A 12697-nucleotide genomic window follows, 5' to 3' on the forward strand; every position below is an offset into this window, starting at 1 on the left:
CCCCCGCCCCAAGCGCCAGCGAAAAACGCACTCCAACGCAAAAACACGGAAATTCGATGGGAATCACAGACGATCTCTTCGCCGATCAGGAAGCCGCGCCCGAAGGCGAGCAACTGACCCTCGGCGACTACGCCGAACGCGCCTACCTCGACTACGCGGTGAGCGTGGTGAAAGGCCGCGCGCTGCCCGACGTGTCGGACGGGCAGAAGCCCGTGCAGCGCCGCATCCTCTTCGCCATGAACGAAATGGGACTCGCCAATACGGCGAAGCCGGTGAAGTCGGCGCGCGTCGTCGGCGACGTGCTCGGCAAGTATCACCCGCACGGCGACCAGTCGGCGTATGACGCGCTCGTGCGTCTCGCGCAGGACTTCTCGATGCGCTATCCGCTGATCGACGGCCAGGGGAATTTCGGCTCGCGCGACGGCGACGGCGCAGCGGCGATGCGCTACACCGAAGCGCGCCTCACGCCGATCGCGAAGCTTCTGCTCGATGAAATCGACCAGGGCACCGTCGATTTCATGCCGAACTACGACGGCTCGTTCGAAGAGCCGAAGCTGCTGCCCGCGCGCCTGCCGTTCCTGCTGCTGAACGGCGCGTCGGGCATCGCGGTCGGGCTCGCGACGGAAATCCCCTCGCACAACCTGCGCGAAGTCGCGGGCGCGGCGGTTGCGATGATCCGCGATCCAAAGATCAGCCACGCGGCGCTGATGGACCGGATTCCCGGCCCGGACTTTCCGGGCGGCGGGCAGATCATCTCGTCGCAGGCGGAAATCGCGGCGGCATATGAAACGGGGCGCGGCAGCCTCAAGGTCCGCGCGCGCTGGAAAATCGAAGACCTCGCGCGCGGGCAGTGGCAGCTCGTCATCACCGAACTGCCGCCGAGCACCTCGGGCCAGAAGGTGCTCGAGGAAATCGAGGAACTGACGAACCCGAAGATCAAGCTCGGCAAGAAGGCGCTCTCGCCCGACCAGTTGCAGACCAAGCAGACGCTGCTCGCGCTCCTCGACACCGTGCGCGACGAATCCGGCAAGGACGCGCCGGTGCGCCTCGTGTTCGAGCCGAAGTCGAGCCGCATCGACCAGACCGAGTTCGTCAATTCGCTGCTCGCGCATACGAGCCTCGAATCGAACGCGGCGATCAACCTCGTGATGATCGGCACCGACGGCCGGCCGCGCCAGAAGGGGCTGACCGAGATCCTGCACGAGTGGGTCGGCTTCCGCTTCACGACGGTCACGCGCCGCACGCAGCATCGTCTGGGCAAGGTCAACGACCGGATCCATATTCTCGAAGGGCGGATGATCGTCTTCCTGAATATCGATGAAGTGATTAGCATCATCCGCGAAGCCGACGATCCGAAGCAGGCGCTGATTGCGCGGTTCGGCTTGTCCGAGCGCCAGGCCGACGACATCCTCGACATCCGTCTGCGTCAACTGGCGCGGATGGAGTCGATCAAGATCGAGCAGGAGCTGAAGGAATTGCGCGACGAAAAAGCCAAGCTCGAAGAACTGCTCAACAGCGACGCCGCGATGAAGCGTCTGCTCATCAAGGAAATCGAAGCCGATGCGAAGCAATACGGTGACGACCGGCGCACGCTGATCCAGCAGGAAAAGCGCGCGACGTTCGAGGCGCGCGTGGTCGATGAACCGGTGACCGTGGTCGTGTCGCAGAAGGGCTGGGTGCGCGCGCTGAAAGGCCACGGGCTCGACCCGGCGGGCTTCCAGTTCAAGGCCGGCGACGGCATCTACGCGGCGTTCCAGGCGCGCACGCCCGACATGCTGATCGCGTGGGGCAGCAACGGGCGCGTCTATTCGGTGCCGGTCGCGATGCTGCCGGGCGGACGCGGCGACGGCGTGCCGGTCACCTCGCTGATCGAACTCGAATCGGGATCGCACCTGCTGCATTACTACGCGGCGTCGGTGGAGCAGCCGCTGCTGCTCGCGTCGAGCAACGGCTTTGGCTTCATCGCCAAACTCGGCGACATGGTGAGCCGCGTGAAGGCGGGCAAGTCGTTCATGACCATCGACGAAGGCGCGACGCCGCTGGCTCCAATGCCGGTCGTGCCGGACGCGACGCACATCGCGTGTCTGTCGTCGGGCGGACGGCTGCTCGTGTTCGGCATGGACGAAATGAAGACGCTCGCGGGCGGCGGACGCGGCGTCATACTGATGGCGCTCGATGCGAAGGAGACGCTCAGGCAGGCGCTCGCGATCGATGCGAGCGGCGTGCTGATGATCGGCACCGGTCGCGGCGGCAAGCCGCGCGAGGAGAAACTCGCGGGCGGGGCGCTCGAACCGCACCTCGGCAAACGCGCGCGCAAGGGCCGGGCGCCGGATTCGACGATCAAGGTGAGCGAGTTGCGGCCGGTGTTCGAAGGCTGACATCACGCTCCGACGCCGCGCTGTGTGAACGCAGCGCGGCGTTTCTTCATGCAAAGCCGGAACTGGTCCGCCGGACGCCAGTCGAACGCCCAATCCCGCATCCGCTCAATCCATGGAAACTCAATGACCAAAGCCATCGAAGTGGCGCTCTTCCTGCATTTGCTCGGCGTTGCCGTGTGGATCGGCGGAATGGTGTTCGCGAACTTCTGCCTGCGCCCCGCGCTCGGCGACCTCACGCCGCAAATGCGCCTGCCGTTGTGGGAAAGCGTCTTTGCGCGCTTCTTTAACTGGGTCGCGGCGTCGGTGCTCGTGATTTTATTGACGGGCGGATTCTTGTTGACGCAGTACGGTGGTGCGCATGCCGCGTGGCCGCTGCACACGATGGCGGGGATCGGCATCGTGATGATGCTGCTCTTCGGGCATATCCGGTTTGCCGTGTTTCCGCGCATCAGGCGCGCGGTGCAGGCGCAGAACTGGCCGGATGGCGCGCGCGCCGTTGGGACGGTGCGGCGCCTTGTGGTCGTGAATCTTGTGCTGGGTATCGTGACGGTGGGCGCGGCGGTCTTGTCACGGGGGATTTAGGTGCCGGCGCTGGTGTAAACAACCACCCCCAGGCGAAGCCAGCGACCCTCACCGCGTCCCCAGCCGCTCCGGCAACGAATACCGCTGCATCGTCCGTTCCATGCTGTCGAGAAAAGCCTGCTCCGCCGCGTTCATCTTGCGCGCGCGGTGCCAGAGCAAATGGATGTCGACGTCCGCCAGTCCTTCCTCCGGCGGCAAGCGCCACAAACGCTGCTGCGCGATGTCGTCGCGCACGATGTGCTCCGGCAGGCAGCCGATCCCATACCCCGCGAAAATCAGCCGCCTCACTTCGTCGAGACTCGGCGACGCCGCCACGATTCTTCCCGTGAAGCCGCGCTGATCCCGAAACACGGTCAGCGGCGAAAGACTGTCGCCGATCTGGTCGCTCGTGAACGACACGAAATTCTCGGCGAGCAGGTCGTCCATCGTGAGCGCCTGCCGCCCGAACAGCCGATGATGCCGCCCGCAAAAAATCGCGTAGCGCTGGCGCAGGAAGCAGCGCTGCTCGAGCTTGTCGACGGGCGTGCGGCACAGGCCGAGCCCCGCCGTCGCCGTCTTTTGCAGCAGCGACGAAATGATGTCCGACGAGCGCATCACCTCGATATGCAAGTCGATACGCGGATACGTTCGATGAAACTCCGCGAGAAATTCGTCGTACACGGCCGAATCGATCCGGCTCACGGAGAGCAGGCGAATCGAGCCGGTGATGTCGTCGGTGCGGTCGTCGAGTTCGGTTTCGAGCCGCGACATATGGCCGTAGATATCGCTCGCGATGCGGTACACCTCCTCGCCGGCGCGCGTCGGCTCGAAATGCGGCCCGCGCCGCTGGATCAGGTTGCGCCCGAGCGTATCTTCGAGACGCTTGAGCGCCTGGCTGACGGCCGGCTGCGTAAGGTGCAGCCGAGCGGCGGCGCGGCTCACGCTGCGCTCCTGCATGATCACGAGGAATGTGCGCAGCAGGTTCCAGTCGAGCCTGTCGTTGAGAAAGCGCGCGACATCGGCGCGAAGCTGGGTCATCGGTGTGTCCTGGATATAAGCCAGATTTATACGAGAGATAATAAACCGAAATTTGACTAATGTTTTATGGCTGGCGATAAAACGGTCATCCCACGCCGGCTCGTTCGAAGCGAGACGCGGCCCGAACCACGACAGGAGCCTTCGTTGAGTCCATCCCAGCACACAACCCGCCAGCCGGTGCGAGCCGCGGCTGCGGCGTTCATCGGCACGATGATCGAGTGGTACGACTTCTACATCTACGCGACCGCCGCCGCGCTCGTGTTCGGCGAGCTGTACTTCCCGTCGCACGATCCGTTCGTCAGCACGATGGCATCGTTCGCCACCTTCGCGGTCGGCTTCTTCGCGCGGCCGCTGGGCGGCCTGATCTTCGGCCATCTCGGAGACAAGATCGGCCGCAAGAAAGCGCTGATGACCACGCTGATGATGATGGGCGTCGCGACGGTGTGCGTCGGTCTGCTGCCGAGCTACACCAAGGTCGGCCTGCTCGCGCCGGTGCTGCTCGTGCTGCTGCGCGTGGTGCAGGGCGTCGCGGTCGGCGGCGAGTGGGGCGGTGCGGTGCTGATGGCCGGCGAACATGCGCCCGAAGGTCGCCGTACGTTCTTCGCGTCGTTCGCGCAACTCGGCAGTCCGGCCGGCCTGATCCTGTCGCTGGTCGCGTTCCGCGCGGTGACGTCGATGGACCACGCCGACTTCATCGCGTGGGGCTGGCGCCTGCCGTTTCTGGCGAGCGCGGTGCTGCTCGCGGTCGGCATCTTCATCCGGCTCGGCGTGAACGAGTCGCCGGAATTCGAGCGCGAGAAGCAGTCGAAGCGCACCGTCGAGTTGCCGATGGCCGAAGTGTTCCGCACGTCGGGTGCGCTCGTCGCGCTGTGCATCGGCGCGAACACGATCGGCATCGCGGGCGTCTACTTCACCAACACGTTCATGATCTCGTACACGACCCAGTACGTCGGCGTGACGAAATCGCTGATCCTCGATTGCCTGTTCGCCGTGGCGATCATCCAGTTCCTCGTGCAGCCGCTCGCCGCGTATCTCGCCGAAAAACTCGGCGGCGCGCGTTTCCTCAAGCTCGCGGCCGCCTGCGCGATGGTCTCGCCGTACCCGATGTTCATCCTGGTGCAGAGCGGCAACAGGGTTTCGATGATCGTCGGCATCGCGCTCGCGGTGATCTGCATGGCGAGCTTCTATTCGGTGATCGCGGGCTTCGTCTCGGGCGTGTTCCCGACGCACGTGCGCTACTCCGCGATCTCGCTGTCGTATCAGGTGTGCGGGGCTATCGCCGGCGGCCTGACGCCGCTCTTCGGCACGTATCTCGCGCACCGCTTCGTCGGCCAGTGGTGGCCGCTCGCGGTGTTCTACACGTGTCTCGCGGGGCTGTCGTTCGTGTGTGTCGTCGCGCTCGATGCGCTCAAGCACCGCCGCGCCGATGCGCTCGACGCCGTGCCGTCCCATTGAAGTCCCCACGAGGAATCTGAACTCATGTTGCAAGTGAACGGCCCGCGTCTGTGGGCGAGCCTGATGGAAATGGCGCAAGTGGGCGCGACGGACAAGGGCGGCGTGCGGCGACTCGCGCTCACCGACGAAGACCGCCGCGGCCGCGATTTCTTTGCGAAGTGGTGCCGCGAGGCGGGCATGACGGTGAGCGTTGACCAAGCCGGCAACCTGTTTGCGCGCCGCGAAGGCGCGAACCCGATGCAAAAGCCTGTCCTGATCGGCAGTCACCTCGATACGCAGCCGGAGGGCGGGCGCTTCGACGGCGTCTACGGCGTGCTCGCCGCGCTCGAACTCGTGCGCACGCTGAACGACCACGGCATCGTGACCGGCAAGCCGATCGAAATCGTCTCGTGGACCAACGAGGAAGGCGCGCGCTTCACGCCGGCGATGCTCGGCTCGGCGGTGTTCGTCGGCGCGACGCCGTTGCAGACTGCGCTCGACACGAAGGACGCAGACGGCGTGAGCTTGCGCGATGCGCTCGGGCAATGCGGCTATGCGGGCACGCGCAAGGCGACCGGCCAGCCCGTCGACGCGTACTTCGAGGCGCACATCGAGCAGGGCCCGGTGCTGGAAAGCCACGGCAATCCGATCGGCGTCGTCACGGGCGGGCAGGCGATCCGCTGGCTCGACGTGAATGTGACGGGCGTCGCCGCGCACGCCGGCACGACGCCGATGCCGTATCGCCGCGACGCGCTGTTCGCGAGCGCCGACATGGCGCTGCAACTCGAAGCGGTCGCCGCGCGTTTCGCGCCGCAAGGTCTCGTCACGATCGGACAGGTCGCGATTCCGAACTCATCGCGCAACACGATTGCGGGACGCGTCGGGTTCACGGTCGACCTGCGTCATCCCGACGACGCGCAAATCGACGCGATGGAGCGCGACGTGCGCGAAGCGTTCGACAAGATCGCGCGAACACGCGGTCTCGAAGTCGCCATCGATAGCTATTGGACGAGTCCCGCGACGCCGTTCGATGCGGAGTGCGTCGCGCTGGTCCAGGAAGCCGTGACGAAGCTCGGCTACCCTCACGAGCGGATCGTGAGCGGCGCGGGCCACGACGCGATCCACTTGGCCCGTCACGTGCCGACGGCGATGGTGTTCATCCCGTGCGTCCACGGCCTCTCGCACAACGAAGCCGAGGATGCGCTGCCGGAAGACGTCACGTGCGGCGCGAACGTGCTGCTGAATGCGGTGCTCGCGCGGGCAGTCGCGCACGTCCCCGTCGACGCTTGAAAAAGGAACCTGACGATGCTGACTTATTTCCATCCCGAGCAGTTGAAACACCATCCGCGCACGTACTTGTCGCGCGGCCAGATGCGCACGCCGCAGGAAGTGCCCGAGCGCGCGTTGAGGCTCGTCGAGGCGGCGAAGTCGCTTGATTTCGACGTGCGCGAACCGGCGGATTTCGGCCACAAGCCGCTCGCGGCCGTTCATGGCATGAACTATCTGCGCTTCCTGGAGGAAGCGCATGCCGAGTGGAAGAAGGTCCCGCAGGACTGGGGCGACGAAGTGATGTCGAACATTTATGTGCGCGAGGGCAACCCGTTGCGCGGCGTGCTGGGCCGAGCGGCGCGCTATCTCGCCGATGGCAGTTGCCCGATCGGGCCGGATACGTATGTGTCGGCGTACTGGTCGGCGCAATGTGCGGTGGCGGCGGCCGCGGCGCTCAATGAGGGCGCGCGCGAGGCGTATGCGTTGTGCCGGCCGCCGGGGCATCATGCGCGCGCGGAAGCGGCGGGCGGCTTCTGTTATCTGAACAACGCGGCGATTGCGGCGCAGGCGTTACGGGAGCGCTTTGGCCGCGTCGCGATCCTCGATACCGACATGCATCACGGCCAGGGCGTGCAGGAGATTTTCTACGGCCGCGACGACGTGCTGTACGTCTCGATTCACGGCGATCCGACGAACTTCTATCCGGTCGTGGCGGGTTACGAGGACGAGCGCGGAGCGGGCGAAGGCGACGGTTACAACATCAACCTGCCGATGCCGCATGGGTCGGGCGAAGAGGTGTTCTTCGATCAGCTCGAGGTGGCGTTGCGCGCCGTGAAGAGGTTCCAGCCGGATGCGCTGGTGCTTGCGCTCGGGTTCGATATTTATAAGGACGATCCGCAGGCAATGGTCGCGGTGACGACGGAAGGCTTTGGGCGGCTTGGCGGCGCGATCGGCGGGCTCGGGTTGCCGACGGTGATCGTGCAGGAAGGGGGCTACCACATCGATAGTCTTCGCGATAACGCGCGGGCGTTTTTTGGTGGGTTTTCGAGGGGGGGCGCTGGCGGGTGAGGTTTGGGTGTTTACGCCGTTTGATGGTTTTTGCGCTTCTGTGGAACTTGGTTTGGTGTTGGTTTATTTGCTCTGCCCCTGTCCGGGGCGGGACTCACTTTCTTTGCTGCTGCAAAGAAAGTAAGCAAAGAAAGCAGCTTCACAACGCCAATCCTTGCCAGTCGCCGCTAGACCGTTATGTCGGAGTGGTCCAACCGGGGGAGTGTCGTTAGCGGGGTTTTAGCGTTGTTGGCATGTAGAAAAGGTACGGGCGTCGCACCGCTACACAGAGTGGACCAGCAGTCATACATCCAGTCTCGCGCTACGCGCTCACCCGTCAGGCAAAACCGAAATACGAAACCATCGCTATATCACCATCCGATGTTCTTGCTTGCTGCATGCTTCAATTCACCGCTAGCAGACCTGTCGTCGGGCACGAAGTGCCATGACGGATGAATGACTGCTGATCCACTCCGTGTCGCGGTGCGACGTGCGCGCCTCTTCTACATGCCAACAACGATGAAACTCCGCTAACGACACTCCCCCGGTTGGACCACTCCGAGGGCGCGGTCTGGAGGCGCATGGCAAGGATTGGCGTTGGAAAGCTGCTTTCTTTGCTTACTTTCTTTGCAGCAGCAAAGAAAGTGAGTCCCGCCCCGGACAGGGGCAGAGCAAATAAACCAACACCAAACCAAGTTCCATAGAAGCGCAAAACCATCAAACGGCGTAAACGACCCAACCGCAACCCCAAGCGCCAGCGCCCTCAAACCACATTACGCTTCTCAGTCCACTTATCCCGCACCGTCGGCACAAACCGCTGGAGCAATGCGATCATCGCAGCCGGATCACCGGCTACCTGCAGCATATCGAGATACGCCGCCCGCATGAACCCTTCCTCGACGGTGTGCCGCAGCATCGCCAGCAGCGGATCGTAATACCCATCCACATCGAGCAACGCGACCGGCTTCCGGTGATAGCCAAGCTGCGCCCACGTATAGACCTCGAACAACTCCTCGAACGTACCGACACCCCCCGGCATCGCGACAAACGCATCCGACAGATCGGCCATCTTCTTCTTGCGCTCGTGCATGTCCGGCACGACATGCAACTCGGTGAGATCGGTATGGCCGACTTCCTTGTTCAGCAGCAACTCGGGAATCACGCCGACCGCGCGTCCGCCGCACGCGAGCACCTCATCGGCGATGAGCCCCATCAGCCCGACGCGTCCGCCGCCATAGACCAGCGACATGTCCGCTTCCACCAGCGCACGGCCGAACGCCTTCGCGGCTTCGGCATAAACAGGTTTGGCTCCGTTCGAGGAGCCGCAATACACACAGACCGCCTTGATCATCGTGAATCCTTGCGAGGTTCGGTTTTGGGCACGGTATCGTCGCGCGGCGGCAGGAAGTCGGCGTATTCGCGCATCGGCATCTTGCCGGAGGCGAGGTCGTCGAACAGTTCCCGCGAGCGGCCGCGCAGATACGGCGCCATCACGGAAATGATGTGCAGGCTCGCCTGATGCAACTCCGCGCGGATCGCTTCCTGGTCGTTGTACTTGCGCGGGTTCATCACGTACTGGTACGACAGCCAGTACGTCGCGATCACGCCGATGTTGGTCGCGATCACCTTGATCTCCGCCGGCGTCGCGACCATCTCCTGATCGGCGACCAGCGCCTCGCACAACTGGCCCGCGAAGTGCACCTTGTGCGTGATGATCTGCTTGAAGTGCGTCTCGAGCGTCCGGTTGCGCGCGAGCAGGTCGTTCAGGTCGCGATACAGGAAGCGATACGTCCAGAGAAAATCGGCCATGTACTGCAGATACGACCACATTTCGTCGATGGTCGGACGGTGGTCGTCGGGGAACCGCAGCCGCTTCTGAATCTGCTGCTCGAACTGCGCGAAGATACTGTTGATGATGTCGTCTTTGTTGCGGAAATGGTAGTACAGGTTGCCCGGACTGATTTCCATCTCTTCGGCAATCGTCGTCGTCGTGACGTTCGGCTCGCCGATATCGTTGAACAACTTCAGCGACAACTCGAGTATCCGTTCGCGGGTGCGGCGGGGAGGTTTGGCTTCCATGTCGTCCGTACCTTGTTACCGGGGCGCATCGGCCTCGTTAAAAGCGTCGCGGACCCGGATCGGTTGCTATTTTTGAGAATATCGGACGATTATAAACCGGTCGTTCGAGGCGACGGACGCGGGCCTGGATTCAAGTCGAAGCAGTTTTAAAAGATACGCGCGAGCCAGTGCCACGCGAGCGGCCCGACGATCAGCGCCCAGGTCAGCACGCACACCGCAAGCGCGACCATGACGGCAGCGCTGCCGAAGTCCTTCGCACGTTTCGAGAGTTCGTGGCGTTCGAGCGAGATGCGGTCGATCGCGGCTTCCACGCTCGAATTCAGCAACTCGACGATCAGCACGAGCAGTACCGACGCGAGCAGCGCCGCGCGCTCGACCGGCGCGACCGGCACGGCGATGCCGCACGGCACCAGGATCGCGGCGAGCGTGAGTTCCTGGCGAAACGCGCTTTCCTCGCGGATCGCAACGCGGATGCCGGAGAGCGAGTTCTTCATCGCGTGCCAGGCGCGCGTGAGCCCGCGATTGCCCTTGTACGGATTGAAGGGGAGCGGGGCGAACGGGTCGTCAGGCGAGAGCGGCTCGGGGCGTTCGCGCTCGGTGTCGGGTTCGCTGTCCTGCTCGTCGGTGTCTTGGTCGAAGGGATCGCGCATGGCGCCGATGTTAGCGCGACCTGATGCACTGCGGTTCGCCGCGCGTAGCGTTCCTGCCTTGTGCATCTCGTACCGCTCATGTTGGTCGTGCACTGGTTGCGGGCGCACGTCGCCATCGTGCTCCGGCCGATCGTCGTACTTTCCGGCGTGGTCGCTTTCGTGCGCGCCCTCGCGCGTAGCAGACCCCGCCGCGCCGCCGTCCATGCCCGCCCGCGCCTCTGCAAACGCGCGCCGCGTCACGCGGTCGCCCGTTTCGTGCTCGCCTCACGAGTGCCAAACGGCTTCAAATGCGACGCGAACTGCTCCGATGCCGCGCGCCACGAGAAGCGCTCGGCCCATGCGCGCGCATCGGCACGTTCGATCTTCAGCGCCTGCAGGCACGCTTCGCGGAGATCTTCGTTCAGCGCGCCCGGGCCTTCGGTGCCGAGCACGTCGATCGGGCCCGTCACCGGATACGCCGCGACCGGCGTGCCGCACGCCATGGCTTCGAGCAGCACGAGACCGAAGGTATCGGTGCGGCTCGGGAACACGAAGACATCGGCGGCGGCATAGACCTTCGCGAGTTCCGGCTGCGACAGCACGCCGAGATAATTCACGTTCGTATAGCGCGACTTGAGTTCGGCGAGCGCCGGACCCTCGCCCGTGACCCACTTCGAGCCGGGCAGATCGAGCTTCAGAAACGCCTCGACGTTCTTCTCGACCGCCACGCGCCCGACATACAGGAAGATCGGCCGCGCGGTGTTGAGCACCTTCGATTCCATCGGCTGGAAGATGTCGAGATCGACGCCGCGCGTCCACAGCACGACGTTCGTGAAGCCATGCTTTTCGAGGTCGCTCCTGACGACCGGCGTCGGCGCCATCACGGCCTGCGACCGCTGGTGGAACCAGTGCAGGAACCGGTAGGTCATCGTGATCGGAATCCCGAAGCGCGCGTTGACATACTCGGGAAAGCGCGTGTGATACGCGGTCGTGAACGGCAGCTTGTGGCGGATCGCATACGAACGCGCGGCCATGCCGAGCGGGCCTTCGGTCGCGATGTGCAGCGCATCGGGGGCGTATTCGTCGATGCGCCGCGCGACGCGCCGTCCCGGCATCAGCGAGAGGCGTATCTCGGGATAGGTCGGGCACGGAATCGTGGTGAATTCGAGCGGCGTGAGCAATTCCACGCGATGTCCGAGCGCGGTCAGTTCGCGCGTCGTGTTCTTCAGCGTGCGAACGACGCCGTTGACCTGCGGTTCCCATGCATCGGTGACGATCATGATCTTCATCGGATTCGGCCCAGGTAGTGAGGAGCTCAGGCGGTTGCCCGGGCTTTTTGTGTGGTTTGTTCCGGCGAGCGCATGACAGTCCAGTAGACGATCTGCAATTCGCCGTCGAGCGTCTCGACGAGCGCCGACAGGCTTTCCACCCAGTCGCCGTCGTTGCAGTAGAGAACGCCGTCGATGTCGCGGATTTCCGCCTTGTGGATGTGCCCGCAGACCACGCCGTCGCTGCCGCGCCGGCGCGCTTCGTCGGTCATGACGTGCTCGAACTGCGAGATGAAATTCACCGCGTTCTTGACCTGGTGCTTGAGGTACTGCGAGAGCGACCAGTAGTTCAGCCCGAGCCGCGAGCGCACGCGGTTGAACCCGCGGTTGAGCAGCAGGATCAGCGTGTAGAGCGTGTCGCCGAGATAGGCGAGCCACTTCGCGTGCTGGATGACGCCGTCGAAGAGATCGCCGTGCACGATCCACAGGCGCTTGCCGGTGAGGGTCGTGTGGAACGCCTCGCCGCGCACGTGGATATCGCCGAACGCGAGGTCGCAGAACTGGCGCGCGGCTTCATCGTGATTGCCGGGGATGTAGATGACCTGCGTGCCTTTCCTCGCCTTGCGCAGGATCTTCTGCACGACGTCGTTGTGCGCCTGCGGCCAGAACCAGCCTTTGCGAAGCTGCCATCCGTCGATGATGTCGCCGACCAGATACAGGTATTCCGATTCGTGATGCCGCAGGAAGTCGAGCAGATACGGCGCCTGGCAGCCGCCCGAGCCGAGGTGGATGTCGGAGAGCCAGATGGTGCGGTAGCGGTGCGGCGTGTGTTCGGGATCCGGGTCGTGCGCGGTCTCGTGACCGTCGAGGTGCTCGGGCGTGGCCGCCGTCGCGCTCGCCAGGGCGTTCGGGAGGAACGCGAGGGCGTCGGTGCCCGCTTCGGGCTGGCGCAGTCGATAGGTCGCTGACGATTTGGATGCCATTGGCTCGCGCG

At 64.3% G+C, this 12697-nt stretch carries 11 protein-coding genes; 5 read left to right on the forward strand and 6 right to left on the reverse strand.

The features are described from left to right. Positions 1 to 56: 56 nt before the first annotated feature. A complete protein-coding gene (gene parC, locus AWB68_RS17535) occupies positions 57 to 2378 on the forward strand; it encodes a DNA topoisomerase IV subunit A (RefSeq protein ID WP_087645620.1) in 2322 nt (773 codons plus the stop codon). Between the two features lie 123 nt (positions 2379 to 2501). Continuing rightward, positions 2502 to 2960: a CopD family protein gene (locus AWB68_RS17540; RefSeq protein ID WP_087645621.1), complete on the forward strand. Its 459-nt coding sequence runs from the start codon at positions 2502 to 2504 to the stop codon at positions 2958 to 2960. A 48-nt stretch (positions 2961 to 3008) separates the two neighbouring features. Here AWB68_RS17540 and AWB68_RS17545 read toward each other — a convergent pair whose 3' ends face one another. After that, positions 3009 to 3977: a LysR family transcriptional regulator gene (locus AWB68_RS17545; protein ID WP_087645622.1), complete on the reverse strand. Its 969-nt coding sequence runs from the start codon at positions 3975 to 3977 to the stop codon at positions 3009 to 3011. 144 nt (positions 3978 to 4121) lie between these two features. Between AWB68_RS17545 and AWB68_RS17550 the strand changes: the two genes are divergently transcribed. The 3 genes from AWB68_RS17550 to AWB68_RS17560 are packed head-to-tail and all read left to right on the forward strand — an operon-like array spanning position 4122 to position 7748. Next, positions 4122 to 5432 carry an MFS transporter gene (locus AWB68_RS17550; RefSeq protein ID WP_087645623.1) on the forward strand — a complete coding sequence of 437 codons (1311 nt, stop codon included), beginning with the start codon at positions 4122 to 4124 and terminating at the stop codon, positions 5430 to 5432. Between the two features lie 24 nt (positions 5433 to 5456). Then, entirely contained in the window at positions 5457 to 6701 is a 1245-nt protein-coding gene (locus AWB68_RS17555; RefSeq protein ID WP_087645624.1) for a Zn-dependent hydrolase, read from the forward strand. Positions 6702 to 6716: 15 nt separating this feature from the next. Next, a complete protein-coding gene (locus AWB68_RS17560) occupies positions 6717 to 7748 on the forward strand; it encodes a histone deacetylase family protein (protein ID WP_087645625.1) in 1032 nt (343 codons plus the stop codon). 742 nt (positions 7749 to 8490) lie between these two features. Here AWB68_RS17560 and AWB68_RS17565 read toward each other — a convergent pair. The 5 genes from AWB68_RS17565 to AWB68_RS17585 form a co-directional block, all read right to left on the reverse strand. Continuing rightward, a complete protein-coding gene (locus AWB68_RS17565; RefSeq protein ID WP_087645676.1) occupies positions 8491 to 9075 on the reverse strand; it encodes an LOG family protein in 585 nt (194 codons plus the stop codon). Then, positions 9075 to 9806: a TetR/AcrR family transcriptional regulator gene (locus AWB68_RS17570; protein ID WP_087645626.1), complete on the reverse strand. Its 732-nt coding sequence runs from the start codon at positions 9804 to 9806 to the stop codon at positions 9075 to 9077. Before AWB68_RS17570 ends, AWB68_RS17565 begins: the two co-directional genes overlap by 1 nt. A gap of 146 nt (positions 9807 to 9952) precedes the next feature. Then, entirely contained in the window at positions 9953 to 10696 is a 744-nt protein-coding gene (locus tag AWB68_RS17575; RefSeq protein WP_374729582.1) for a diacylglycerol kinase, read from the reverse strand. Continuing rightward, positions 10693 to 11724 (reverse strand): glycosyltransferase family 4 protein, encoded by a 1032-nt coding sequence (locus AWB68_RS17580; RefSeq protein ID WP_087645627.1) that lies wholly within the window; start codon positions 11722 to 11724, stop codon positions 10693 to 10695. The genes AWB68_RS17575 and AWB68_RS17580 overlap by 4 nt, the downstream gene beginning before the upstream one ends. Before the next feature lie 26 nt (positions 11725 to 11750). Beyond that, on the reverse strand, positions 11751 to 12686 hold the full coding sequence (locus AWB68_RS17585; RefSeq protein WP_087645628.1) for a UDP-2,3-diacylglucosamine diphosphatase: 936 nt from the start codon (positions 12684 to 12686) through the stop codon (positions 11751 to 11753). Between the last annotated feature and the right edge of the window lie 11 nt (positions 12687 to 12697).

The sequence above is a fragment of the Caballeronia choica genome, from assembly GCF_001544535.1.
In the GTDB taxonomy this organism is placed as follows: domain Bacteria; phylum Pseudomonadota; class Gammaproteobacteria; order Burkholderiales; family Burkholderiaceae; genus Caballeronia; species Caballeronia choica.

Coding starts and splice junctions, on each gene's coding strand:
- parC (WP_087645620.1), top strand. CDS start 57: ATGGGAATCACAGACGATCTCTTCGCCGATCAGGAAGCCGCGCCCGAA.
- AWB68_RS17540 (WP_087645621.1), top strand. CDS start 2,502: ATGACCAAAGCCATCGAAGTGGCGCTCTTCCTGCATTTGCTCGGCGTT.
- AWB68_RS17545 (WP_087645622.1), bottom strand. CDS start 3,977: ATGACCCAGCTTCGCGCCGATGTCGCGCGCTTTCTCAACGACAGGCTC.
- AWB68_RS17555 (WP_087645624.1), top strand. CDS start 5,457: ATGTTGCAAGTGAACGGCCCGCGTCTGTGGGCGAGCCTGATGGAAATG.
- AWB68_RS17560 (WP_087645625.1), top strand. CDS start 6,717: ATGCTGACTTATTTCCATCCCGAGCAGTTGAAACACCATCCGCGCACG.
- AWB68_RS17570 (WP_087645626.1), bottom strand. CDS start 9,806: ATGGAAGCCAAACCTCCCCGCCGCACCCGCGAACGGATACTCGAGTTG.
- AWB68_RS17580 (WP_087645627.1), bottom strand. CDS start 11,724: ATGAAGATCATGATCGTCACCGATGCATGGGAACCGCAGGTCAACGGC.
- AWB68_RS17585 (WP_087645628.1), bottom strand. CDS start 12,686: ATGGCATCCAAATCGTCAGCGACCTATCGACTGCGCCAGCCCGAAGCG.